Origin of the sequence: Rhodococcus wratislaviensis (assembly GCF_900455735.1) — a bacterium.
GTDB classification, from domain to species: domain Bacteria; phylum Actinomycetota; class Actinomycetes; order Mycobacteriales; family Mycobacteriaceae; genus Rhodococcus_F; species Rhodococcus_F wratislaviensis.
Map to the genome: position 1 here is coordinate 897,238 of NZ_UAUI01000001.1, position 22,274 is coordinate 919,511.

Consider the following 22,274-nt stretch of genomic DNA (forward strand, 5'->3'; position numbering starts at 1 on the left):
CACCAGAACGTTTGCTGTCGTCGTGTGTCCGCAACAGAAAGGGGTCCACACGGTCCAGCCTGAAGTCCTGATCGCCCTGGACAGGAGTCCCCGGCATCGGTCCGGGGACTCCCCCGGATCTGTAGCCATCATTCTTCCGGCGATTCCGCACAGACCGGATGGCGTGAGAAGAAGTCCTTCAGGCCCCGCGCCAATGCCGTGGGATTCTGCACCATCAGAAGGTGCCCGGCCTCCGGCACGGAGAGTCGCTCGGCCCGCGGGAACCAGGACTGCACGAGGTCGCTTCCTTCGACGAACCGCGGGGCGCTCTCGGCGCCGAGCACATTGAGCACCGGCCGCGTGATGCGCCCGGCCTCCCCTGCTCCAAAACTCCACTGCTGCACGGCCGGCATCTCAGCGTGGAAGAACAAGTCAGCTTCGTCGAGCGCCTCGTCGAAGGCGTGTGGAATCACCCGATCCAGCACGACACGATAGCCGTCGCCGCACACATGGCGCAGGAACCCGTCCACCGCGGCGGCCTTGTCACCTGCTCTGTACGCAGCGATGACCGGCTGCAGCGCAGCAGTGACCTGCTCCGAGCTGGGGATCCCCCGGACTGCGGGTTCGAGCAGTGCCACCGAGGCGACGCGCTCGGGATTCTCCATCGCCAACTGGAGCGCGACAAGCGCACCGTAGGAGTGACCCACGACGTGGGCCGCGTCCCAGCCGACATGATCCATCAGCCTGACGCAGGATCCGGCATCTTCGGCGACCGTGAGCGGCCGGTATCCCCCACTGGCGGATTCGGGGAGACGCCGCCGATACCGCAGGGTCGAATACCCCGTCAGCTGCTCGACCAGTGGGTCGTACCACGAGACGAAGGCACTGGCATGCACGAGCACGACACGCTCACCGCGTTCGCGCAGCTGATAGGTCAGTTCGACGTCACCGAGCCACAAACTGTCCACGGCGTCCCTTACCGGATCCGCTCCCTGGTCCCAGTTGTAGTGGAATTGCCCGCGAAGTCAAGGGCCCCACGGCGCGACTCCCGGTGGGTGGCCGCAGAGCCACCCACCGGGTTCCGCCTTCCGGAAGCCACCTGGTACCGGCGGCTGCGACACGCCGCTAGCGAAGTGGGAACCCGAGACGGATGAGCGATTCCTTCAGGCGATCCCGCCCGTTCAGCCGCGCCGCGGAGGCGAGTCGGTCCAGAACCCTTTCGATCCAGGAATGTTCGAGCTGCTGCGCCGAGTAGAAGGCGGCGATCCGCCCCTCGTAGGCGTCGACGTGGTCTCGCTGAGCGGGCAGATCGTACTTCTCGTGGTGCAGCACCGCCGCTTGGGGCAGGCGCGGTTTGATCTGGGCGTCGGCGTCCGGATGCGGATGTCCGACGACGAGCCCGAACACCGCGAACACATGGGGCGGCAGACCGAGTTCCGCCGCGACCTCCTCGGGCTTGTTCCGCAGCGCCCCGATGAACACCGTTCCCAGCCCGAGCGACTCCGCCGCGGTCACGGCGTTCTGCGCCGCCAGGGCGGCATCGATGAACCCGATATAGCTGCTCTCGAGGTAGTCGGCTCCCTCGATCGGCGCGCCGCGGTCGTCGGCGAGCTGACGGACGCGGGCGAAGTCGGCGAGCCAGACCAGCAGGACGGGGGCCTCGACGATGTGGGCCTGGCCGCCCGCGAGTGCGGCCAGGCGAGCCTTGCTGTCGGGGTCGCGAACCGCGACGACACTCCACGCCTGGAGGTTCGACGATGTGGCGGCCGACTGCGCAGCCGAGACGAGGACGTCGAGCGTCTCGTCGGCCAGCGGATCGGGTAGGTAGCGGCGGACCGACCGGTGCGAGTGCAGGACTTCCAGGACCGGATTCCACTGCGCGGGTTCGGTGAGGGCGGGGTCCCAGTAGCGCTGCTGCAGCGCCGTGCGGGGTGCGATATCTGCGATGGTCACCCGGACAGGAAAGCCGACCACCGTCTCCCGCTCCAGTGTTAGGCGCACCGTGATTCCTGGGATCCCCCGCGGTCGCGTCGACAACCGCGAACGGAACGCGCGAACAGCCGCACCGACGGCCGCCGGTCGGCGACAATTCGAAGGGTTGCCGACACCTGGTCGGGAACCATGTGATGCACGCGAACAAGGAGTGGATGTGACGGAACGGGTCATCGTGGTGACGGGTGCCGGCTCGGGAATTGGCCGGTCCATGGCGACCGGACTGCTCGATGCCGGACATCACGTGGTGCTGGCAGGACGGGTGCGGGAGACGTTGGACGAGACAGCGCACGGTCACGAACACGCAGTCGTGGTACCGGCCGACGTCTCGTCACCACAGTCGGTGCACAGCCTCTTCGCCGCCGTGGCCGAACGATTCGGCCGCCTCGATGTACTCGTCAACAATGCGGGCACATTCGGCCCCTCCGGCGCGGTGGACGAAATCGAACCCGAAGACTGGGACCGCACAGTCGCCACAAATCTGACAGGAGTCTTCCTCTGCTCGCGCGAGGCGGTGCGAATGATGAAGACGCAGACACCGCGCGGCGGACGCATCATCAACAACGGTTCACTGTCCGCCCACACACCACGACCCGCGAGCGTCGCTTACACGGCAACCAAACACGGTGTGTCGGGATTGACCAAGTCGATCGCGCTCGACGGGCGTGACCACGACATCTGCTGCACCCAGATCGACATCGGGAACGCGGCAACCGCAATGACGGCCGGCATCGGCCAATCCGCCCGTCAACCGGACGGATCGTTGCGAGCGGAACCCACGTTCGATCCGCGGTACGTCGCGGACGCGGTAACCCGATTGGTAGAACTCCCGTTGGACGTCACCGTCCCGACGATGACGATCATGGCCACCGGGATGCCGTACATCGGTCGCGGCTGACCGAACGGGCCGGGGCTTCAAGAGCCCCGTCTACGACCGGCTCGCCCAGCTCGGTGTCGACGAGCAGCAGCGCCGCCTCTCCCACCTCGTCGACACCGGCCTCCGGCGTCCCGGGCCACGCGGCCGCGAAATACTGTAATCGTTCACACGACCGGCCGAAGCCGAAACACCGTTGTCATCTTCTGCGCACCTTGCACATCGAATAGGCTCTCGCATAGTCACTTTGACGTTGACGACACATCGAAGGAAGACCAGGATCATACGACAACCGGGCTGCGGCGCCCCGCGTCGTGACCGACAAGGTCGTTACTCGGGCGTCCTCACCCGCACATTTCCGAGGTACTCGCCGCAAGTAGTTCGATACAAGGAGTCGCACGTGGGCGCTGCGCAGATCGTGTTCTTAGTCGGCCTTGCTTCTCTGATCGTGGCCATGGCGCTACGCAAGAACGTCATGATCCCCGCGGTACTCGCGACATTCGCCACGGCACTTGCATACAGCGGCAGCGTCCCGAATGCCATCATGTCGGTATTCCGGGCCACCATCACTTCCGGCACCGCGCTGTTCGAGATCTTCATCGTCATCGCCGCGGTCACCTCGATGCTCGCGGCGATGCGGGCGATCGGTTCCGATGAGGTGATGGTGCGCCCCATCAGCCGGTGGATGGTCAATGGCCGCGTCGCATACATCGTGCTGTTCGTCTTCACCTATCTTCTCTCGCTGTTCTTCTGGCCGACCCCGGCACTGGCCCTGATCGGTGCCGTCCTACTTCCTGCCGCGATCAAGGTGGGTCTGCCACCGCTCGGAGCCGCGGTGGTTCTCGCGATCTCCGGCCAGGGGATGTCGATCGCCTCCGACTACGTGATCGGTCTGGCACCCTCGATTTCCGCGAGCGGCGCAGGCGTCCCCGCCGACGACATCGCCGACCGTGCCCTGGTGATCTCATTGATCGTCGGTATCACCGCGGCGGTGCTCGCCTACTTCCTGACCGTCCGCCGCAGGATGCGTACGGAGGCAGTTCCGGGGACCGAGCCGATCGGTGGAACCGTGCATCCCCCCGGTGGTGTCGGTGGCACCCCCGGTGGCAGGTCTGCCGGCTTCGCACCGGGCCCGGACGTCGAGGTCTCACCCACCGTGACGGACGTGCTCGACGAAGAACTGCCCGGCTTCGAGGACGACGGAACGAGAATCACGGATCGCCCGACACTGACCCGTGCGTGGGCGATCGGCGTGCCCGCCGCATTCCTCGCCGTCCTGGCCTACATGTTGGTCGGTCGCTTCACCGACGTCGTCCCCTGGGAGGACGGTGGCGGCGCGTCCCTGGTGGGAGGCACGGCGATCATCCTGATGACGCTCGTGACCGTCACCTCACGACGCTCCGAGGCTCTGGAATTCTGCGCCACCCACTTCATCGATGGTCTGTCGTACGCCTTCAAGGCAATGGGAATCATCCTTCCCGTCGCAGGTTTCGTGTACATCGGCATTCCCGATTATTCGGGCGCCATTCTCGGCCTCGACGACGACACCACCGGTCCGGCCTTCCTCTTCGACACCGTGGAACGGGTGCAGCCGTACATCCCCGACAACGGCGTTTTCGTCGCACTCAGCATGCTCTTCATCGGTATGGCGGTCGGTCTCGACGGTTCCGGGTGGGCCGGCCTACCCCTCACCGGCGGACTGGCTGCCGCACTGGCCCCGCAATCCGGGATGGACACCGCGACCTTGGCGGCCATCGCCCAGAACGGCGCCACGTGGACAGGCGGGGGGACTCTCGTGATCTGGTCGTCGCTGGTGGTGGTCGCCGGATTCTGCCGGATACCGGTTGCCGAACTGGTCCGCCACCTCGTCGTCCCGGTGATGGCCGGACTGCTCCTGGCCACCGGAGCTGCCGTCATCATCTGGTAGCGGATGATCGCCGAACACGGTTTCCGTACAACCCCTGACATGGAAGGACACTACGAATGAGCTCGGTCCCGTTCCGCTACGACCCCGCCCGGTGCGCACTGATCGTCATCGACATGCAGAACGATTTCTGTTCCCCCGACGGGTCGCTGGCACGGAAGGGCTTCGACGTGACCGCCCCGGTGGCGATGGCTCCGCGACTGGACCACCTCGTCTCGTCCGCGCGCACGGCCGGGGTCCGGGTGATCTTCGTCCGTACCCTGCACGACGAAACCACCGATACACCCCAGTGGCTCGGCCGCGTCGGCGAGGGACCGGACGCGGCACGCACCGGAATTACCTGCCGCACGGGAACATCCGGGGCAGACTATTACGCCGTCGCTCCGCAGGACGGCGACGTGGTGATCACGAAGAACCGGTTCAGCGCATTCGTCGGCACCAACCTCGATCTCACCCTGCGTTCCCTCGGCATCGACTCCCTGCTCTTCACCGGCGTCGCCACCGAGGTGTGTGTCGAGTCGAGTCTGCGTAGCGCACTGTTTCACGAATACTGGGTCTCACTCGTCGAAGACTGCGCAGCCACCTACAGCCGAACAGCCCACGACGCTTCGGTGTCCGTCGTCGCACAGAACTTCGGCACCGTGATCACCGCCGAGAAACTCGAGACGTTCTGGACCACACTCCCAGGATTGTGAACAGCCGAAGCAGCGCCGGCCGGAAAATCCAGCCCTGACCGATCTGCGGGGCGAGCCTGGAACTACGTCGTTCCCGGTCCCGCGGAACGTCAGGGGTGTGGGCGCATGGTGTCGAGCATGTAGTCGAGTTCGGCGACGGTGCGGTGGGGCGGGAGGGTGAGGATCGGCATCTCGGCGCCCGAGGTGTACCAGTGCTGGAGGTGGTCGTGAGCCGTGTCGGGTGTGCCCCAGACGGTGAGCTCGTCGAGCAGAACATGGGCTGCGGCCGGCACGTCGGTGGTGTCGTGGGTCGGGTTGCCGGCGAGCACGGCCTCGACCGGGTGGTGGTATCCCCGTTCGCTCAGCGAGCGGCGGTAGAGCGAGCCCATGCTGGTGAGGTAGAACGCGATCCACCAGGACGCGATCTCGCGGGCCGTTGCCTGATCGGCCGCGACGGCGGTGGGAACTGCCGGACACACCAAGGGGCGTGTGGTGCGTCCGGATCGGGCGCCCGCCTGCTGGAGCAGGTCGATTCCGCGGGGCAGCCACGACCGCGGGACCAAGAAGGGCGTCCAGCCGTCCGCCAGTTCGCCGGCGAGCTGGATGGATTTGTTGCCGAGTCCGGCGAGGTAGATCGGCAGGCCGGTGCGCGCGGCGACACCCAGCCGCAGGGGCCGGTGGTCGTGGGTCGCCGTCGGGAGGACCCGCTCGCCGTCGAGCAGTCGACGGACCTGTGCGGTAACCGCGCGCAGCTTCGCCACCGGCGCGGTGAACGATTGGTCGTGCAGTCCTTCGACGAGCTGTGGACTGCTTGCCCCCAAGCCGAGGACGAAACGGCCGCGTGAGACCTGGTCGAGGCTGGCGGCGAGCATCGCGAGGGTTCCGGCTGTGCGGCCCCAGACGCTGAGCACACCGGTACCGATGGTGATCCGCTCCGTCCTGGTGGCGATTTCGGTGAGCAGGACGGCGGCATCCTGGCTCCACCCTTCGGCGAGGAAGAACCCGTCATAGCCGAGATCTTCGGCGCGGCGGGCGACGTGCAGTATCACGTCACGGCGCGTTTCCAGTGGGGTCACGCAGATGCCGAGGCCGCGCCGGGTAGCGCTGACGCCGGCGGCGACGTCGTCGGTTGTGTGGGTGCTCATGCGCGGGTTGCCGTCCGTTCTGGTGTCGATTCTCCACTCGCCAGGCGTGCACGCACCGCGAGGCGGGCGCGGTCGAGATAACGCGTGTCGGCGAAGAGATGGAAATACGAGTTGGCCGCCAGCAGTGTGCCTTCCAGCTCGAACGCGAGCTGGTCCGGATCGGTGTCGGTGCACAACTCACCGGATTGCTGTGCCTCGCGTGCCGCCTGCGCGAGGGTCCCCATCCACTGGCGCTGACACTCGGCAACGGCGTCACGCACCGGGCCGGGCGTCTTGCCGTCGAACTCGGCCATCGCGGCGGCGAAGAAGCATCCCCCCGGGAAGACTCCCCGTTCGACATACGACAGGAACGACTCACAGAGTGCGGTGAGGCGTTGCATGCCCGGACCCGACCCGAGCGCCGGTGTGACCACCTCGCGCACGTAACGCTGGCGCGCGACCTCGATGGTGGCCAGTTGGAGGTCTTGCTTCGACCCGAAGTGGGCGAACAGCCCACTCTTGCTCATCCCGGTCAGGCTCGCGAGATGCCCGATGGTGAGTCCGTCCAGACCATCGATCGATGCGACGTCGGCGGCCGCGTGCAGCACGGTCTCCCGCGTCTTGGCCCCTGGGGTCGTGTTCCGCTTCTGTGCCATGAACTCATCCTAGTACAGTACGAACGATCGTGCTATCTTTGTTTCAGACGGCCATTCAGACAGGCCCGAAGGAGAAGGTCCGATGTTCGACGTGATCGTGGTGGGCGCCCGGTGCGCAGGCGCGTCGTTGGCGATGCTTCTGGCACGCGGTGGGCACCGTGTCGCGGTGGTCGATCGAGCGTCGTTTCCCAGCGACACCATGTCCACCCATTTCCTGTGGCAACGTGCCGCGTTCCGATTGCGGGATTGGGGGTTGCTCGATCGGTTGCACGCCCGCGGCTGCGCACCGATCGAGCAGATCACCTTCGACGTCGGCCCCGTGCAAATGTCGGGTATCGGACCTGGTGTCGAGGGGCAGACGGCCGTGTACTGCCCGCGGCGGACCGTCCTCGACACGGTGCTGGTCGAGGCGGCCGTCGAGGCGGGCGCCGAACTCATCGACGGCGTCGTCGTCGACGACGTGGTGTGGGCGGATGGTCGGGCATCGGGCGTGCGCGGCCGTCGCCGAGGCGCCGGCGGCTCGTTGTCGCTGCGGGCACCGCTGGTCGTCGGGGCCGATGGTCTGCACTCGACCGTCGCGCGACGAGTCGCGGCTCGTGTCTACAACCACCATCCGCCGCTGACGTGCGTGTACTACTCCTATTGGAGTGGCCTCGGCGATGTACGCGCGTCGTTCCACGCCCGAACCGGCCAGCTGATCCTGGTCTGGCCCACCAACGACGGACTCACCTGCATCTACGTCGGTTGGCCCCGCCGGGAATTTGCACGCGTCCGCACAGACCTCGACCGAAGCTTTCATGCCGCCCTCGATCTGGTGCCAGGTCTGCGTGACACGGTCGCCTCCGGCCACCGCGAACAACGTTTCGTCGGTACCGCCTACCTACCCAACCAGTACCGAACATCGGTCGGACCGGGATGGGCGCTGCTCGGCGATGCCGGCCACCACAAAGACCCCTCCACGGGGATGGGCATCGCCGATGCATTCCTCAGCGCCGACCTGCTCGCGGAGGCCATCCACAGCGCGCGCGCCGGCCGTCCCGTCGACGACGCACTCGGCGACTACCCACGTCAGCGCGACCAGCTCACCGCCAACGGCTTCGAACTTGCGCTCAACACGGCCCGCCTCGCGCCGCTCTCGAACGGACTCACGGCGTTCTACAGAGCGGCTGCGACCCAACCGGAGGTAGTCGAACGGATCTTCGGCGTCCTCGGCGGGTCGGTGCCCATTCGAGACGTCTACTCTGCGCCGCGCATCGCGTCGGTACTCGCACAAGCCAACGCGTAGCGCGCATTCCTTCTCACGTGGTCGACGGCCGGCACGTCAAACCCGGACATGAAGATACGCAACCACATCCGGCAACTCGAAGCCCTCCGCCAGGAGATCCTCACCACCGAGATCGTGAACGCGACAACTGCTGAGCCTCGCCGAATACCGGCCACCGGTGGAATAATCCAACCAGGAGGATCGTCCACCCGAAGACGACCCTGCAAAACGTCGACCCCGGCCCAGGGCCTCAGGACCGCCCGAGTGCGCCGGGGTCGGCCCAAAGAGGACGGGTGTGGTCGTGCGGCAACCGACGGTGTGCGGACGACACCGACGAACCCACAACCGACACGGAGGGCCCCGATTTCTTGTCGCTCTTCTCTGACATGCGGTAACAAGTCGGAGCCCGTCACCGACGTACTAGATGTCATAGTCAACGATGACGGACCCGAACTGCGGGCGCTGGACTCGGAAGCGAGCAGGCAAATGAACGGACTGCTGAGCACGCCGCCGGAGAAGCACCGGGAGATGGGGTAGTGCCACGGGAGTTGTCCGCGTGGCTCGACACGAGCCATCGCGAGTGACGAGGGCAGGTGAGAAGTTTGGCTAGGGGCATCAAGCGCAACGGCAATCCCGATGCCGATCTCCCAGGAGACGACGCACCGGTGGACGTCGCGGCAGTGCGCCGCGACGACGCTTTGATCGACGCGATCGCCGCCGGCGGTCCCGTCGAAACGGATTCGCCGGAGCAGGACCAGCTCGCGCTTCTGCTGACCAATTGGCGCGCCGACATCGTGGCGACGCCGATGCCGACCGGGCCGCTGCTCGACGACGTGATCGCGGCGATCGACGCCTCGGACGCCCGATCCGCACGCAGCGCCGCCCGCGGCAAGCTCCGCTTGTTGCGACCGATCGCAGGCGCTGCCGCCGCGATCGCAGTCGTCATGGGTGGCGCCACCATCTTCTCGTACAACGCCGCACCCGGCGATCCGCTGTGGAGCGTCAAGTCGGTCGTGTTCAGCCAGCAGGCCGATTCGACCGTCGCGCAGATCGACACCACGTCGCAGCTGCAGGAGGCCGAGCGGCTGATCGCCGCGGGCGACGCGGAGGCGGCGAAGAACCTGCTCGAGGGCGCCGCCGACCGTGCCGGCGGGGTACGTGACGCCGACATGCGCACCGAACTCGACGCGTGGCGTGCGAAGCTCGCCGCGGAGGTCGAGAAGATCGCCCCCACCACGCCGCCTGCGACGACGACGCCCGGTACCACCACCACCGACACGCCGACCCAGACCACCGAGTTGCCGGCCACACCCGGCTCCACGACGGCGCCGGGAGTCGAGCAGTTGCCGGGAACCCTGCCGACGGATCTGCAGATTCCGGGACTGCCGCCCACTTCACTGCCGCCGCTACCCACGACGACGCTCACGCTTCCGCCCGAGACGTTGCCGTCCACCAGCCCTGAGCCCACCATCACGATGGTCCCGCCTCCGCAGCCGCCCCTGCCTGTCCCGTCCGACAACCCGACCACACAACCACCCCCGCCTACGCCGCCGGACAACCCGACCCCGCAACCGCCCCCACCTCCGCCGCCGGACAACCCGACCCCGCAACCACCCCCGCCTACGCCGCCGGACAACCCGACCCCGCAACCACCGACCCAGCAGCCGCCGCCGGAGCCTTCTTCGGCACCGCTGCCGCCGCCAGTCCCGACCAGCTGAGAAGTCGGCGGCCGTATCGGCGAAGGCCTCGGGACGTGTCATCGTCCCCGGGCAGAGCTGTCGCCACGACCGCGTTTCTTACCGAAGTGCTATCGAGCGGGCCGCCCTGCACGACACGGCTGAGTCATTCACAACAGATGGAGTGATCGCATGACCGACCTCGACCAACCGATAGCCGGCGTACAGCAGCAGGTCCGCCGTCTGGCCGACGTGCGGCCGCACCTCACCACCGCCGCCGTGGCGCGCTGGGATGTGATCGTGTGAGCACGCCCGCTGACCTCGACGAGCAGGTAACCAAGGTCCGGGATGCGCTGCACGTCCTACGTCGAACCCTCCTCGACCTCGAGCGTACCTTCGCAGACCTCGATGCGAACGCGCTCGACGTGGACGCACTCGGCGACCCGACCACGGCACCGGAGGCGTTGGAGAGCGCCGTCGACGCCCTCCGCGCCGCTCAGGACACGCTCGGAATCGCTGACGCCGACCTCGATGTAGCGAAGCGACACACCTCACGGTTGAAAACGCGCGAATGACCGCGGCCTGCGGCGGTGTCCCCGGGCGGTACCGGACCCGTCCCAGGCCAGCTCGTGGCTGCTGGTGGTGCGGTGCACCCGCCGTACACGGCCGTCGGCGCACGAGCCGTGCCGCACCAGTCGTGGCTGCTGCTGCAATCGGCGACGGTAGCTCCTCGCACGCGACTGTTTCGGTAGCGCACCCTTCTGCGAGTGACATGCGTCAGGTACCGAGACTGGTCACGAGTTCGGCTGTCGCAGTATAGGATTGTCGATCTGTTCGCGAAGGATGTCGCCGTGACCTGCATGTCTGGCGAACTCCTGGATCATCAGAAGCAGTGTCCATCGCATGCTGACGTTTCCCTCGCGGGGACTGTCCTTGTGATCATCGAGATCGAAGCGGGACGCGATCTCACGTGATCGTTGGCTTGCTCGCTCGAACTCAGCGATGACATCTGCCAGCGACTCGTCGTCGGCGACGGCGAACGTACCCTCGTCGCGGCGCGAATAGCCATCGCATTCGGATTCGTCGAGCCCCGCCCAGAACCGTTGGAACCAGATCCGTTCAGCGGCGGCGGCATGCTTGATCAACGAGATCGGTGTCGTCAGCGATGCGACGAGTCGTCGGCGAGCGTCGGTATCAGAGAGGCCTCGCACCGTCTCGATCAGTGCCTCACGGTTCCGGTCGAGTGTGTCCTCGATGATCGACCGCTCCGCGCCGGAAGCAATTATGTTGGTGTACATGCGCTTTCACACCATCCTGTCATGTGGTTGGTCAAGGAGCACGCAATGTATCGGTCGGGCTGGGTTACGCAAGACGGCAATCCATTTCGGGAGAGAAGCGAAGCGCCCGGCGCCGAGAAAGCGTAAGAGCATGTGATGCGCTTGCCGTCAGGGACTGTGCGCTCGGGAGTGCCGCAAGAAGGGCCGACGTCGACACCGCACCCAGGCCGTCAGAGGACCTGCTGCTCAACACAGCTTATCGCACACTGGGCGGTAGCCGAAGAACATCAGTCCGCTGGACACGAGAGATCCCGCGACGGCCCGTGTGCGGGCGAGGCCCATTCGAGCGAGCACACGCCGACCGTCCGAAACGCTCGCCATGGGACGGCCGCAATGAGCGGGTCCGTGCCGGTGGAAGCGGAAGGGACACCGGTCACCGGGTGAAAACCCCCGAATCAGCATTCACCGCCGCGATCGGCCGGCGCCGCACCGCCACCGACCAAGCCCGCACCACACGAACTTGCCAATCCGCACCTCCACCGGAAACCACCACCCGATAGGCCCATCCAGTTGAGACATCTTGATGGGCAATACAATTCGACCCATCGATGGCTCTCAGATTGACAATGACACACCCTGATCGGTACGCAGACCGCCGTGATCCCACAGCAACCCCCGCCGGAATGAATGGCACTTTCTTGTCGATGACTATCTCGACATCGAGCAGGCACCAACCCGCATGACATTGTCCACGTCAGGATCGCAGTAGAACGCAATCCAGAACCACAAGTCGGCCCACCGCCCTGCTCCGAGCAGCGGCATGCTTGCCGATACGGCAAGAACTCTCGCCGAAACCGTCGGTGTTACTGCACTGTGTTGATATGGAAGAAGCGGGCGAAGACAGCGAAGTCACGACGACATCAAACGAGGCGGACGAGTGGGATGCGCGCTACAGCGAGCGGGATCGCGTGTGGAGCGGAGAAGCCAACGGCGCACTTGTCGAGGAGATGACCGGCGCACGGCCGGGACGGGCCCTGGACGTCGGTTGCGGCGAAGGCACCGACGCGCTCTGGCTCGCCCGCCAGGGATGGGCCGTGACCGCGCTGGACGTTTCTCGAGTCGCCCTCGACCGGGCCGGGGCCCACGCCGACGGGGAAGACGTGGACATCACCTGGGTGCTGAGCGGACTGCTCGATGCCGATTTGCCCGCGGGCGGTTTCGACCTGGTCTCAGCTCAATACCCCGCCCTGCGCAGTAGCGCCGACCGTGCCGCCGAACGCACGCTGGTCTCCGCCGTCGCACCGGGCGGCATTTTGCTCGTTGTGCACCACGACGTCCACAACGCGGATACGGCGCGCGAGCACGGCTTCGATCCCGACGACTGGGTCTCCCCCGGTGATGTGGCGGCGCTACTCGATGACAGCTGGCACATCGACGTGAACGAGGTGCGGGAGCGTTCGATCAGTGGCGGCGCGGGTGCACACCACACCCACGACGTGGTTCTGCGGGCGCACAGGCTGCCTCACCGAAGCCCTGCCATCGGACACGGGACAGCCGGTGGTTCTCTCTGCGCCAACACAGAATCACCCAGGAAAACCGCGACGGGCACAGCTGCGCCCGCGTCACCGTCCAATGGTCGCGCCCACTCACAGGATCGCACCCGCTACTGGGACCACCGAGAGGCGCGGTGGGTCAAGCATCATGTCAACCGACCCGGAGACCAGAGGCCGTCATCACCGGACTGGGCGAGACGCCCACCCCTGGCGAACGATGATGTCGGCAGCTAGGTAAGTACCTGACCCCACTACCACCGGCACGGCACCTCGATCGTTTCCGACCTCGCGCCACTCAGCGTCAGCGAGATGCGCAGGACCTTCAACACGAACTCGCCCACAAGCCACCCCAGGCCCCGCCCACCTCATCACCGACCCCCTCGACACCGAACAACCCCGATAACAGGATTAGTCGGGGGTGAAGAACAGCTCCATTCCGATGAAGAACCACGCCACCAACGCCGCCATCGGCGCGAACGCGCACACCAACGGCACCGCGAACTGCCGGGCGGGCCGCCACGGAACCGTCATCAACCCGCACGCCACCACCAGCACCGCCGGACCCGCCCAACTCACCCAGTACCCGGCCGGCGGCGGATCCGACCCGAACGAGGTGAACGAGCCGTGCGGATACACCCGCGGCTGCGGAACATTGCCGTAGTGCTGCCACAAAATCACCGCAGGCAGATAACAGAAGAACCCCAGCAGCAGACCCGCGCACACCCCTAGCGAAATCCGCCAACCCCTCGCCGACCCCGCATCTGTCACCTCGTCCACCCGATCCATCATCCGCAGCACCCCGCGCACGGCCTCGATCGGGGTCAGGGGTCCGCAGCAGGGCCTCGCCCACCGTCCGTCACTCCGTCACGGTCGCACATTCACCCAGGAACGGGCGCAACTCCAGCCACTCGTGGATTGGCGTGCCACCCGCACCCGGAGCTGCGGACAATTCGCCGGCCAGCTCGAGTGCCCGCTCGTAGGTGTCGACGTCGATCACCATCCAACCGGCGATCACGTCCTTGGTCTCCGCGAACGGGCCATCGGTCACCGGCGGCCGCCCCTCGCCGTCGTACCGGACGAACGTGCCCTCCGCGGAAAGTGCCTGACTGTCGACGAACTCGCCGGTGCCCTCGAGCCGAGCGGCGAAGTCATTCATGTACTGCATATGGGCCGAGATCTCCTCCGGCGCCCACTGCGCCATCGGCACGTCGTTGACCGATGCCGGCGCGCCACGGTAATGCCGGTGTTGACCCCGATCACCCTCGCGACGTGTCTCGGATACACCCGGGTGTTGGCGGGCGATCCGCTACCTCGCCATCATCCCGCCCCTATCGCCGTCAGAAGGGCATTCAGCGCCCCCGCCTCGGAGTCCAGGATCGCAGGCGCCGCCCACGGCGGAACGATCGATAGACGATCGCCCAACAGAACACTATTTTCAATGATCCGCGATGAGTTCGGCCGTCTCCGCCGGTCTGTTTAGGTATATCTGGTCCATTCGATCTTTGAAGGAGTCGCCCATGCCCCGCACCCGGATCCACAACATGAACATCTCCCTCGACGGCTACGCCGCCGGCGAGTTCGTGACGTTCGACGCCCCGATCGGCGGTGCCGAACGGCTATTCGATCGGTTCGACGGACGCGTCATCCACGGGGTCGACCGGGTAGACGCCCCCGTCACCCTGGACCGCGCCCTGACCAGCCTGTGGAGCCAAGGCATCGGCGCAGAGATCATGGGCCGTCGCAAGTTCGGCCCCCAGACCGGCGATTGGCCCGACGACGGGTGGCGAGGCTGGTGGGGCGACGAACCGCCATTTCAGACACCAGTGTTCGTCATGAGCCACCACCCACACCCCAGCATCGACTTTCCCAACGGAACCAGCTTCCACTTCGTGGACGCGCCACCCCGTGAGGTGCTGCGCATGGCCCAGGAAGCTGCGAACGGTCACGACATCCGGATCGGCGGAGGTCCCTCGACTGTGCGGCAGTTTCTGCAAGCCGACTTGATCGACTTCATGCACCTGGTGATCGTGCCCATCACCCTCGGACGCGGCATATCCCTCTGGGAGGGCTTGGACGGCATCGAAGACCGCTTCACAGTCGAGACCGTCGCTTCCCCCAGCGGGCTTATCCATCAGCTCTGGAACAAAATCCGGCACGACTGAATCCGGTTCTTTGGCCAGTCGGGATCGGTGAGGTTCATGACGGGAATTCACGTCGAGTACAGCTTTGTGTCACCGATCCCGTGTGTGGTCAGTGCCCTTCTGCGCTGACGAAAAGGTGGGCGCGGGTGCCGTCGCTGGTCAGAAGCAGTGTGACTTTGTCGGTGGGGAACTCGCTGTTCGCTGGGTTCTCACTAGCGAGTAGTTGCATCTCCTTGGTACAAGAGAATCCTAGGATTCCCCACTCGAGCGTGGCGACTGCCGGATCGGTGCACTGGATTGGTTGCAGGGGTGGAAACGTCGAGTTGGCGGCGGACAGTTGGGCCGAATTCACGAAGACGGTCTGGGGCCCGTCGTAGCGACCCAGGTATGAGTTCGCACCCGAAAAGACCTGCGATTCGTACATCTGACCGAATCTGAACGTGGACGGGATCTCCACTCCACGGCTCTTCAATGCATCACGGGCAGCATCCTCGTCAATCGAATGAGTGCCCAGCCCGTCGCCGCACGCGGTCATCGCAAGGGCCGCCACTACCACGAGACTCGCCGACCCCGATCCCCATCCTGGCTTGCCGCACCTCACCAATGAATCCTTCGTCATCGTCATCGTCGTTGGCGATCGGGCTCGCAACTCTTTACGAGCTTATCCGGGGAACGAATCCACTCGTCGAACGAAGACCGACACGAGTCGTCGGAACCTTGAACAGTTCGAGCGGTTCCCGGAAGCGGATCCGTGAGCGCTACCGCAGTTGGTCGCGGCGGCGGGTCAGGTAGGCGGTCTCGGCGGTGTTGCCCGCCAGCCCGATGGCTTTGTAGTACGCCGCGCGCGACTGCTGACTAAAGCGTGCCGCGCGCGCACTCACCAGCGAGGAGAGCCGGGACCTGTCCTCGACGAGCGGCATCCTGGCCGGCAGCTCCTATCGTCTGCTGCCGGCCTGACGGGCCGGCATCACTTCAGGTGCCGGGCGAAGAACCGGTTCCCGGCGTCCCCCTCGAACTGCGGAACGCCGGTGTGCCCGCCCATATTGGCGTGCAGCGTCTTCTCCTTGGAGCCGAAAGCGTCGAACAGGTCCAGGGCCAGTTGCCGGTCGTTTCCTTCGTCGTCCCACTGCAGCAGGACCTGCAGCGGAATGGTGACCTGCCGGGCCTCCTCGAACATGGTGCGGGGCACGAAACTCCCGGCGAACAGCAGGGCGGCCGAGACGCGCGGCTCGACCACCGCCAGCCGGATGCCGACAGCGATCACCCCTCCCGAGTACCCCACCGGGCCGCCGATCTCGGGCAGCGAAAGGAGGGCGTCCAAGGCGGCCCGCCATTCCGGGACCGCCGTCTCGACCAGCGGGAGGACGAGCCGGTCGATGATCCCGTCGTCGACCGACTCGCCGGCCTCCAGCGCCCGGTGCAGGTCGGCGCGGGCCTGTTCGGCGGCGGCGGAACGGGGCCGGTCGCCGCTCCCGGGGAGCTCGATGGTGGCCGCGGCGAAGCCCTCCGCCGCGGCGCCCCGGGCCCGGGCCACAAGTCGGGGGTACATCTTGTGCAGTCCGCCGGGGTGGCCGACCAGGATCAGCGGCGCCGGTGCGGGTGGTGCAGATGCGGATCCAGGCGTCCACAGGATGCCGGGGATCTCGCCGAGAGTGAATTCGCGCTCGAGGACACCGTCGCCGAGGCGTTGTTCGGAAGTGAATTGCATTGTCGTGCCTTTCGGGAGTGCTTCGTCAACGGCGCTCCCGGGCGACCCATCGCCCGACCGTGACCCCGAAGGGGAGCACCCATGTCGATACTGCGTTCACGGGTACCACCTCCTCGTTCTCTCGCACGGCCTCCAGAAAAGTAGCAGTGGCCGCCGTGGTCCGCCAACAGGTTTTTGCGGACGCTCCGGGCCCGCCGACCACCCCCGCTATCGGGAGTAGATGGACTCGATGTCCGTCGTGTTGCTCGAGGACGACCTCGCGCTTGATCGATGGCTTTTCTGCGTCCACTCGGCGTCGAGGATTCGGTATTCTTTGATTTGCTCTGCCCTGGAGACCTTCTCGTTGGTTTCGGCGACCGCGGTATCGATTTGGGCGATCAGGTCGCGATTGCGGAGTAACTCCGGCAGTGGCGTGGCGGGCGGGACGCCGTGTCGGTCCTTCCAGCTTGGTAGGGATCGGGATCGAGGGTGATCAGGGCGCCGATGCATGGGCGTGCATCGCCGACCACCATGCACTGGCTGACGAGGGGTGGGCGCGCAGGAAGTCCTCGAGATCGGCCGGTGAGACACTCTTCCCGCGGGCATCGATCCATCTGCACCACAACGTAACTAGCTAGCCTGTCGGTGACCGGCACCCTCGGCACCCGGCACTGCTGACACATCAGCGTGCCGAAGAAACCTTTCGCCGCCGTCGCTGGGAGAACTGCGCTCTCCCATTCGGGACGACCCGACGTCGGCCATGTCATTCGGAGCATGGGCATCAGTCAACCCTCGTAGGCGGCGGCCACCTTCTTCGGCACGCACATGCGCCACGCGTCGACGAGTAGCTCTCGCAGCTCCTCGACGTCGAGGGCATCGAGCCGTACGCAGACCCACCGGAACCGCATGTCGGAGGCGCGGGGCATCAGGAACTTATCGGGCTCCGAGGCCACCAGCGCCTCTCGCTCTTCCCTAGGGAAGCCGAAGCCCATGATCGTGTCGTCCTGGTAGAACGCCGCGTAGACCATGCGTCCCACCCGGAACCTCACCTCGTCGCGTACGAGCGCCTCGTAGGAACGAGGCAACGTGCCGGCGATCGCCCGGGCATCGTCGATCGTCACCCCCATCGTCGATCCTCACCCCATCGGCGGCGCAGCACCTCGGCGGTGCCGTGGTCAGCGGGCAGGAACGCCTCGAGGTGCAGCTCGGCGAGCGTCACGTCGGCGGCGGTCGCGAACGACGTGAGCGTCGTGATCAGCCGGAGGTCGCCATCGGCCGAGCCCAGCTCCAGCGGCACCGCGAAGCCGAGGACGTCGGCCTCCTCGGGCAGCGGCGGAAGGTAGGACTCGAGTTCGGTGAGCAGCGCCTCCAACGCCGGGTCGGGGCTCTGCGCCAGCTGAGCCCGCAGGTGCTCGGTGATGTGCCTGCCCCACTCCGGCAGGTTGCGCACCCGGGGCGCGTTCCCTTCGGGGTGCAGGGCCAGGCGGAACACGTTGACCGGTGGTGCGAGCAACGCGGGGTCGACGCCTTCGTAAAACACCTCGAACGCCCGGTTGGCGGTGACGAGGATGCCGTGCGGCCGCACGACCATCGCCGGGTACGGGAGATGACCGTCGAGAATCGTTTCCAGCGCCTGACGAACCGGGCGCAGCGCCTCGTCGTCGAGCGATGACTCCGGGAATGCCGGGGCGAAGCCGGCAGCGAGGAGCAGCTCGTTGCGCTCCCGTAGCGTGAGCTCCATCGACTCCGCCAGGCGCAACACCATGCCCCGCCCCGGGCGGGAGCGGCCCTGTTCGATGAAGCTCACGTGCCGCTGGGTGGTGCCCGCCCGAAGCGCGAGATCGAGCTGGCTCATCCGGCGGGCCGTGCGCCAGCGCCGGAACTCACTGGGGAACCGCGTCATCACCAATCAATCCTCGCTCACCCCGGGGGATCGATGCCATTCCTTCCAGGGAGTTGCTCACTGTCGGGCTTCGGCTGTAGCCAGCACGCCAACACCCGTCCTGAAGCGTAAGAGAACGACCAAAGTCTCTTGGCTCGGCAACGCCACGTCCCCGGCTGGCATGAAGTGAATTGGAACGCGCGGCGACGTGAGGAGGGACGCGGTCGAGTACAGAACTCGTTGGACGCCACCGTGCCGATGATGACGATCATGGCCACCGGGATGCCGTACATCGGTCGCGGCTGACCGAGCGGGCCGTCAGACACGCTGCCGAGAAAGCGGTTGCCCCTTACACACCCGGGATGTCGGAGATCCGGACGTCGTCGGTGTTCAGGTCGCGCAGCACCTCGCTGCGCACCGAATCGAGGTAGCCGATGTGAGTCGCGAATGCCTCACGGGCCTTTACCGGGTCGCCGGTGGCGATCGCCTGATACATGCCCTCGTGCTGTTCCATCACCAGGCGTCGATCCAATCGATCGACGAAGACACGGTTGGTCACCGGGCGGATCAGGTGCACCGAGGTCATCGCCAACTCCAGGATCGGGTTGTGCGCCGCCCGGGTGATCGCGGTGTGAAATTCCAGGTCCAGGCCGAGCCACTCCTCGATGTCCATCTCGAAATCTCGCGACGCCAGCACCGGCCTCCAAATGGCCTCGAGGTCTCCTTCGGTGTGGCGCTGCGCCGCCATCGCGACACTGAATTCCTCCAGCACCCGGCGCGCTTCGTCCACGTCGTGCACGGTGACGTCGCCGGCGCGGAACCAGAGGCGGATGGCATCGCCGAGCAACTCGGCGATGTCGTCCGAGTCCGGGACGGCCACATAGGTGCCGCCTCCGACGCCGCCGCGGACCGATGTGAGCAAACCGGTCGCGGTCAGCAGTTTGAGGGCCTCGCGGGCGGTGTTGCGCGACACGTCGAACGTGTCCGCGAGATCGAGTTCAGTGGGCAGCCGCTCCCCCGGGACCCAGACGCCGTCGGCGATCGCCGACCTGAGCTGCCTCGCGATCTGCCCCGAGGCGTCCTTACGGGTCAGCGCCTTCGGCCTGAACGCTCGATCCATTGCGGGACACCTCTCCGTTGCCTGATGTTGTGCTCTGCATTACAGTAACGCCCAACGTTCAATGTCCAACATTGAACGTTGACCGAAATCCCGCCCACACACCTCGACAAACAACCCAACCGCCGCCCCGGCCCGCGCGCCGGGCACCACGGAAGTGACCACAGATGAGCCTCGATTGGGATATCCAAGAAGCCACCATCGACAGCGTTCAGCAGGCCTATCGCAACGGCACCGCAACGACGCGCGACGTCGTCCAGGCGTACCTCGACCGCATCGCGGCTCTCGACCAGGACGGGCCTCGACTGAACTCGGTCATCACCGTGTCCGACACAGCCCTCGACGACGCCGACGTGCTCGACCGCTCCTTCGCTCTGACCGGGGAGCTGGCAGGGCCCCTCCACGGAGTGCCCGTCCTGGTGAAGGATCAGGCCGCGACCGCAGGGATGCGCACTACCTTCGGCAACAAGAACGCCGCGAACTACGTGCCAACCGAGGACGCAACCGCGATCAAGAAGCTCAAGGCCGCCGGCGCGATCATCCTCGGCAAGACGACGATGCCCGACTTCGCCACTTCATGGTTCTCGACCTCCTCCGTCTCCGGGGTCACCAAGAACCCCTACGACCTGACCCGGGATCCGGGCGGATCCAGCAGCGGTTCCGGAGCAGCCATCGCGGCAAATCTCGCCCTCGTCGGTATCGGAGAGGACACCGGCGGCTCGATCCGTCTCCCCGCCTCGTTCTGCAACCTCGTCGGCTTCCGCGTCACACCCGGCATGATCAGCCGCAACGGCATGTCGCCCCTGGTGGTACCGCAAGACACTGCTGGCCCGATGACCCGAACCGTGACCGACGCCGCCAAACTCCTCGACGTCCTGGTCGGCTACGACCCCACCGACGATTTCACCACGGTGGCTCGCCATCACCGCCACTCCGGTTCCTTCGCCGAGAACATCAAGGGCGCGACTGTGGCAGGCAAGCGGATCGGCGTCCTGCGCAGCGCATTCGGCGACGCGAATGATTCGGCCGGATCAGCCGTCAACGAGGTCATCGACAACGCACTCGCGGAGTTGGACGCCGCCGGTGCCGAACTGGTCGACGTCGAGATCCCGAAGCTCGACCACTACGTCTCGTTCACCTCGCTCTACTTCACCCGGTCCCGCAACGACATGAACCGTTTCTTCGCCGAAAACCCCGATATCGGAATCGCCGGTGTCGACGAGGTTCGCCGAAACGGCACGTACGACCCGAATCTCGACCTGTTCGAAGGCATCACCGACGGCCCCGCGGACCCCAAATCCGATCCCGACTATCTCGACCGCGTCCTCGCACGCGAAGAGTTCGCGCGAATCGCCACCGCGCTGTTCGTCGAACGCGCCCTCGACGCCATCGTCTTTCCCGACGTGAAACTCCCGGCGCCCACGCACGACGACGTGCTCGGCGGCCGCTGGACCTGCCTGACCTATCCGACGAACACCGTCATCGCTTCCCAACTGCACTTTCCCGCAGTCTCCGTCCCTGCCGGATTCACGGCAGACGGACTCCCGGTCGGTCTGGAGATCATGTCCACCCGCTTCGAAGAAACGACACTGCTCCAGGTCGCCCGCGGCGTCGAACTCGCCGTCGGTGCGCGCAGGGCACCCTCCCTGGATGTTCCCACGGGAACGGACGCCTGATGTCCATCACCCTCAACTCGGACATGGGCGAAGCCTTCGGCATTCACACCTTCGGCAACGACACCGCCCTGCTCGACTACGTCGACACCATCAACGTCGCCTGCGGCATGCACTCCGGAGACCCGAGCACCATCGCGCACACGGTCACCGCCGCCCTCGACGCGGATGTCACTGTCGGCGCTCACCCGGGGCTACCCGACCCGGTGGGTTTCGGGCGTCGAGAAATGATGCTGACCGCGGACGAGATCCGGGATCTGATCCGCTACCAAGTGGGTGCCCTGACTGCATTTCTCGACGCCGTAGGCGCACCGTTACATCACATCAAACCGCACGGCGCCCTCTACGGGATGCTCTCGCGCAGCGAAGAGTTGATGGAATCCGCCTGTGATGTCGCCGAACAGTACGGTGTCCCGATCCTCGGCCTCCCCCACACCGCCCATCAGCGCGTGGCCGACCGCCGCGGTGTGGAATTCGTCGCCGAGTTCTACGTCGATCTCGACTACAACGACGACGGCACCATCATCGTCAACCGGACCGCCGCCCCCCATGATCTCGTCCACATCGAAGCCAAAGCACGCCGGGCACTCGTCGACGGCAAGACGATATCGATCCACGGCACCGAGATCGACGTCACCGTCGAATCACTCTGTATCCACTCCGACCTGCACAACGCACCGGACGTCGCGGCGCGACTCCGCACGATGGTCGACCAGCACGCAGGCAATACCTGAGCGCTCCCCTCGGAACGCACCGTGCGGGCGGCACAGTTAGTGCGAGC

23 protein-coding genes and 1 pseudogene are annotated in these 22,274 nt (G+C 66.1%); 10 read left to right on the forward strand and 14 right to left on the reverse strand.

The features are described from left to right. Window positions 1–128: 128 nt before the first annotated feature. Together DTA22_RS04070 and DTA22_RS04075 are read right to left on the reverse strand one after the other, a co-directional pair. Window positions 129–947 (reverse strand): alpha/beta fold hydrolase, encoded by an 819-nt coding sequence (locus DTA22_RS04070; RefSeq protein WP_112298553.1) that lies wholly within the window; start codon window positions 945–947, stop codon window positions 129–131. Between the two features lie 157 nt (window positions 948–1,104). Next, window positions 1,105–1,953 carry an NADPH-dependent oxidoreductase gene (locus tag DTA22_RS04075; protein WP_112298554.1) on the reverse strand — a complete coding sequence of 283 codons (849 nt, stop codon included), beginning with the start codon at window positions 1,951–1,953 and terminating at the stop codon, window positions 1,105–1,107. 169 nt (window positions 1,954–2,122) lie between these two features. Between DTA22_RS04075 and DTA22_RS04080 the strand changes: the two genes are divergently transcribed. The 3 genes from DTA22_RS04080 (at window position 2,123) to DTA22_RS04090 (ending at window position 5,464) form a co-directional block, all read left to right on the forward strand. Further along, a complete protein-coding gene (locus DTA22_RS04080; RefSeq protein ID WP_112298555.1) occupies window positions 2,123–2,869 on the forward strand; it encodes an SDR family oxidoreductase in 747 nt (248 codons plus the stop codon). A gap of 376 nt (window positions 2,870–3,245) precedes the next feature. Then, entirely contained in the window at window positions 3,246–4,772 is a 1,527-nt protein-coding gene (locus DTA22_RS04085) for a permease (RefSeq protein WP_112298556.1), read from the forward strand. 56 nt (window positions 4,773–4,828) lie between these two features. Beyond that, window positions 4,829–5,464, forward strand: coding sequence for a cysteine hydrolase family protein (locus tag DTA22_RS04090; protein ID WP_037229652.1), 636 nt, complete (start codon window positions 4,829–4,831; stop codon window positions 5,462–5,464). Between the two features lie 89 nt (window positions 5,465–5,553). On the opposite strand, the gene DTA22_RS04095 is transcribed toward DTA22_RS04090, so the two are convergent. Together DTA22_RS04095 and DTA22_RS04100 are read right to left on the reverse strand one after the other, a co-directional pair. After that, window positions 5,554–6,588 carry an LLM class flavin-dependent oxidoreductase gene (locus DTA22_RS04095; protein ID WP_037229650.1) on the reverse strand — a complete coding sequence of 345 codons (1,035 nt, stop codon included), beginning with the start codon at window positions 6,586–6,588 and terminating at the stop codon, window positions 5,554–5,556. Beyond that, window positions 6,585–7,223: a TetR/AcrR family transcriptional regulator gene (locus tag DTA22_RS04100; protein ID WP_037229647.1), complete on the reverse strand. Its 639-nt coding sequence runs from the start codon at window positions 7,221–7,223 to the stop codon at window positions 6,585–6,587. The genes DTA22_RS04095 and DTA22_RS04100 overlap by 4 nt, the downstream gene beginning before the upstream one ends. An 82-nt stretch (window positions 7,224–7,305) precedes the next feature. Here DTA22_RS04100 and DTA22_RS04105 point away from each other — a divergent pair, with 82 nt between their 5' ends. The 3 genes from DTA22_RS04105 (at window position 7,306) to DTA22_RS04120 (ending at window position 10,738) form a co-directional block, all read left to right on the forward strand. After that, the gene (locus DTA22_RS04105; RefSeq protein WP_112298557.1) at window positions 7,306–8,508 is read left to right on the forward strand and encodes an NAD(P)/FAD-dependent oxidoreductase; all 1,203 of its coding nucleotides are present in this window, start codon (window positions 7,306–7,308) and stop codon (window positions 8,506–8,508) included. A 572-nt stretch (window positions 8,509–9,080) separates the two neighbouring features. Then, window positions 9,081–10,205, forward strand: a complete 1,125-nt coding sequence (locus DTA22_RS04115) for an anti-sigma-D factor RsdA (protein WP_112298558.1) — start codon at window positions 9,081–9,083, stop codon at window positions 10,203–10,205. Between the two features lie 260 nt (window positions 10,206–10,465). Beyond that, the gene (locus DTA22_RS04120; protein WP_037229638.1) at window positions 10,466–10,738 is read left to right on the forward strand and encodes a hypothetical protein; all 273 of its coding nucleotides are present in this window, start codon (window positions 10,466–10,468) and stop codon (window positions 10,736–10,738) included. A 219-nt stretch (window positions 10,739–10,957) separates the two neighbouring features. Here DTA22_RS04120 and DTA22_RS04125 read toward each other — a convergent pair whose 3' ends face one another. Beyond that, the gene (locus DTA22_RS04125) at window positions 10,958–11,461 is read right to left on the reverse strand and encodes a DinB family protein (protein ID WP_112298559.1); all 504 of its coding nucleotides are present in this window, start codon (window positions 11,459–11,461) and stop codon (window positions 10,958–10,960) included. 803 nt (window positions 11,462–12,264) lie between these two features. Here DTA22_RS04125 and DTA22_RS04130 point away from each other — a divergent pair. Next, window positions 12,265–13,227 (forward strand): class I SAM-dependent methyltransferase, encoded by a 963-nt coding sequence (locus DTA22_RS04130; protein WP_112298560.1) that lies wholly within the window; start codon window positions 12,265–12,267, stop codon window positions 13,225–13,227. A 174-nt stretch (window positions 13,228–13,401) separates the two neighbouring features. Here DTA22_RS04130 and DTA22_RS04135 read toward each other — a convergent pair whose 3' ends face one another. Together DTA22_RS04135 and DTA22_RS04140 are read right to left on the reverse strand one after the other, a co-directional pair. Further along, complete coding sequence (locus DTA22_RS04135) at window positions 13,402–13,782, reverse strand: hypothetical protein (RefSeq protein WP_147307747.1); 381 nt, start codon at window positions 13,780–13,782, stop codon at window positions 13,402–13,404. A 67-nt stretch (window positions 13,783–13,849) separates the two neighbouring features. Beyond that, on the reverse strand, window positions 13,850–14,296 hold the full coding sequence (locus DTA22_RS04140) for a YciI family protein (protein WP_112298561.1): 447 nt from the start codon (window positions 14,294–14,296) through the stop codon (window positions 13,850–13,852). Between the two features lie 214 nt (window positions 14,297–14,510). On the opposite strand from DTA22_RS04140, the gene DTA22_RS04145 reads away from it, so the two are divergent. After that, on the forward strand, window positions 14,511–15,155 hold the full coding sequence (locus DTA22_RS04145; RefSeq protein WP_112298562.1) for a dihydrofolate reductase family protein: 645 nt from the start codon (window positions 14,511–14,513) through the stop codon (window positions 15,153–15,155). A gap of 88 nt (window positions 15,156–15,243) precedes the next feature. Here the strand turns inward: DTA22_RS04145 and DTA22_RS04150 are convergent, their stop codons facing one another. The 7 genes and pseudogenes from DTA22_RS04150 to DTA22_RS04185 all read right to left on the reverse strand — a co-directional run bounded on the left by DTA22_RS04150 (window position 15,244) and on the right by DTA22_RS04185 (window position 19,823). Further along, entirely contained in the window at window positions 15,244–15,684 is a 441-nt protein-coding gene (locus DTA22_RS04150) for a hypothetical protein (RefSeq protein ID WP_146777752.1), read from the reverse strand. Window positions 15,685–15,892: 208 nt separating this feature from the next. Next, a complete protein-coding gene (locus DTA22_RS36020) occupies window positions 15,893–16,054 on the reverse strand; it encodes a hypothetical protein (protein WP_160118491.1) in 162 nt (53 codons plus the stop codon). Window positions 16,055–16,101: 47 nt separating this feature from the next. Continuing rightward, complete coding sequence (locus DTA22_RS04155; RefSeq protein ID WP_112298564.1) at window positions 16,102–16,842, reverse strand: alpha/beta hydrolase; 741 nt, start codon at window positions 16,840–16,842, stop codon at window positions 16,102–16,104. 457 nt (window positions 16,843–17,299) lie between these two features. Then, window positions 17,300–17,431 (reverse strand): annotated as a pseudogene (locus tag DTA22_RS37110) (hypothetical protein); the annotation flags it as partial. Between the two features lie 175 nt (window positions 17,432–17,606). Beyond that, window positions 17,607–17,948, reverse strand: coding sequence for an MmcQ/YjbR family DNA-binding protein (locus DTA22_RS04170; RefSeq protein ID WP_037229618.1), 342 nt, complete (start codon window positions 17,946–17,948; stop codon window positions 17,607–17,609). Next, complete coding sequence (locus DTA22_RS04175; protein ID WP_037229616.1) at window positions 17,939–18,724, reverse strand: helix-turn-helix domain-containing protein; 786 nt, start codon at window positions 18,722–18,724, stop codon at window positions 17,939–17,941. The genes DTA22_RS04170 and DTA22_RS04175 overlap by 10 nt, the downstream gene beginning before the upstream one ends. A 328-nt stretch (window positions 18,725–19,052) precedes the next feature. Continuing rightward, the gene (locus tag DTA22_RS04185) at window positions 19,053–19,823 is read right to left on the reverse strand and encodes a FadR/GntR family transcriptional regulator (RefSeq protein WP_037229614.1); all 771 of its coding nucleotides are present in this window, start codon (window positions 19,821–19,823) and stop codon (window positions 19,053–19,055) included. Window positions 19,824–19,987: 164 nt separating this feature from the next. Here DTA22_RS04185 and DTA22_RS04190 point away from each other — a divergent pair, with 164 nt between their 5' ends. Together DTA22_RS04190 and pxpA are read left to right on the forward strand one after the other, a co-directional pair. Next, window positions 19,988–21,496, forward strand: a complete 1,509-nt coding sequence (locus DTA22_RS04190) for an amidase (protein ID WP_112298566.1) — start codon at window positions 19,988–19,990, stop codon at window positions 21,494–21,496. Further along, window positions 21,496–22,227: a 5-oxoprolinase subunit PxpA gene (pxpA, locus tag DTA22_RS04195; protein ID WP_112298567.1), complete on the forward strand. Its 732-nt coding sequence runs from the start codon at window positions 21,496–21,498 to the stop codon at window positions 22,225–22,227. Before DTA22_RS04190 ends, pxpA begins: the two co-directional genes overlap by 1 nt. Window positions 22,228–22,274 lie beyond the last annotated feature (47 nt).

Bases quoted from the DNA above. Each gene is read 5' to 3' on its own strand.
- DTA22_RS04155 (WP_112298564.1), bottom strand. From the start codon at position 16,842: ATGCAATTCACTTCCGAACAACGCCTCGGCGACGGTGTCCTCGAGCGC.
- pxpA (WP_112298567.1), top strand. From the start codon at position 21,496: ATGTCCATCACCCTCAACTCGGACATGGGCGAAGCCTTCGGCATTCAC.
- DTA22_RS04125 (WP_112298559.1), bottom strand. From the start codon at position 11,461: ATGTACACCAACATAATTGCTTCCGGCGCGGAGCGGTCGATCATCGAG.
- DTA22_RS04105 (WP_112298557.1), top strand. From the start codon at position 7,306: ATGTTCGACGTGATCGTGGTGGGCGCCCGGTGCGCAGGCGCGTCGTTG.
- DTA22_RS04185 (WP_037229614.1), bottom strand. From the start codon at position 19,823: ATGGATCGAGCGTTCAGGCCGAAGGCGCTGACCCGTAAGGACGCCTCG.
- DTA22_RS04190 (WP_112298566.1), top strand. From the start codon at position 19,988: ATGAGCCTCGATTGGGATATCCAAGAAGCCACCATCGACAGCGTTCAG.
- DTA22_RS04170 (WP_037229618.1), bottom strand. From the start codon at position 17,948: ATGGGGGTGACGATCGACGATGCCCGGGCGATCGCCGGCACGTTGCCT.
- DTA22_RS04095 (WP_037229650.1), bottom strand. From the start codon at position 6,588: ATGAGCACCCACACAACCGACGACGTCGCCGCCGGCGTCAGCGCTACC.
- DTA22_RS36020 (WP_160118491.1), bottom strand. From the start codon at position 16,054: ATGCCGCTCGTCGAGGACAGGTCCCGGCTCTCCTCGCTGGTGAGTGCG.
- DTA22_RS04175 (WP_037229616.1), bottom strand. From the start codon at position 18,724: ATGACGCGGTTCCCCAGTGAGTTCCGGCGCTGGCGCACGGCCCGCCGG.
- DTA22_RS04145 (WP_112298562.1), top strand. From the start codon at position 14,511: ATGCCCCGCACCCGGATCCACAACATGAACATCTCCCTCGACGGCTAC.
- DTA22_RS04090 (WP_037229652.1), top strand. From the start codon at position 4,829: ATGAGCTCGGTCCCGTTCCGCTACGACCCCGCCCGGTGCGCACTGATC.
- DTA22_RS04100 (WP_037229647.1), bottom strand. From the start codon at position 7,223: ATGGCACAGAAGCGGAACACGACCCCAGGGGCCAAGACGCGGGAGACC.
- DTA22_RS04135 (WP_147307747.1), bottom strand. From the start codon at position 13,782: ATGATGGATCGGGTGGACGAGGTGACAGATGCGGGGTCGGCGAGGGGT.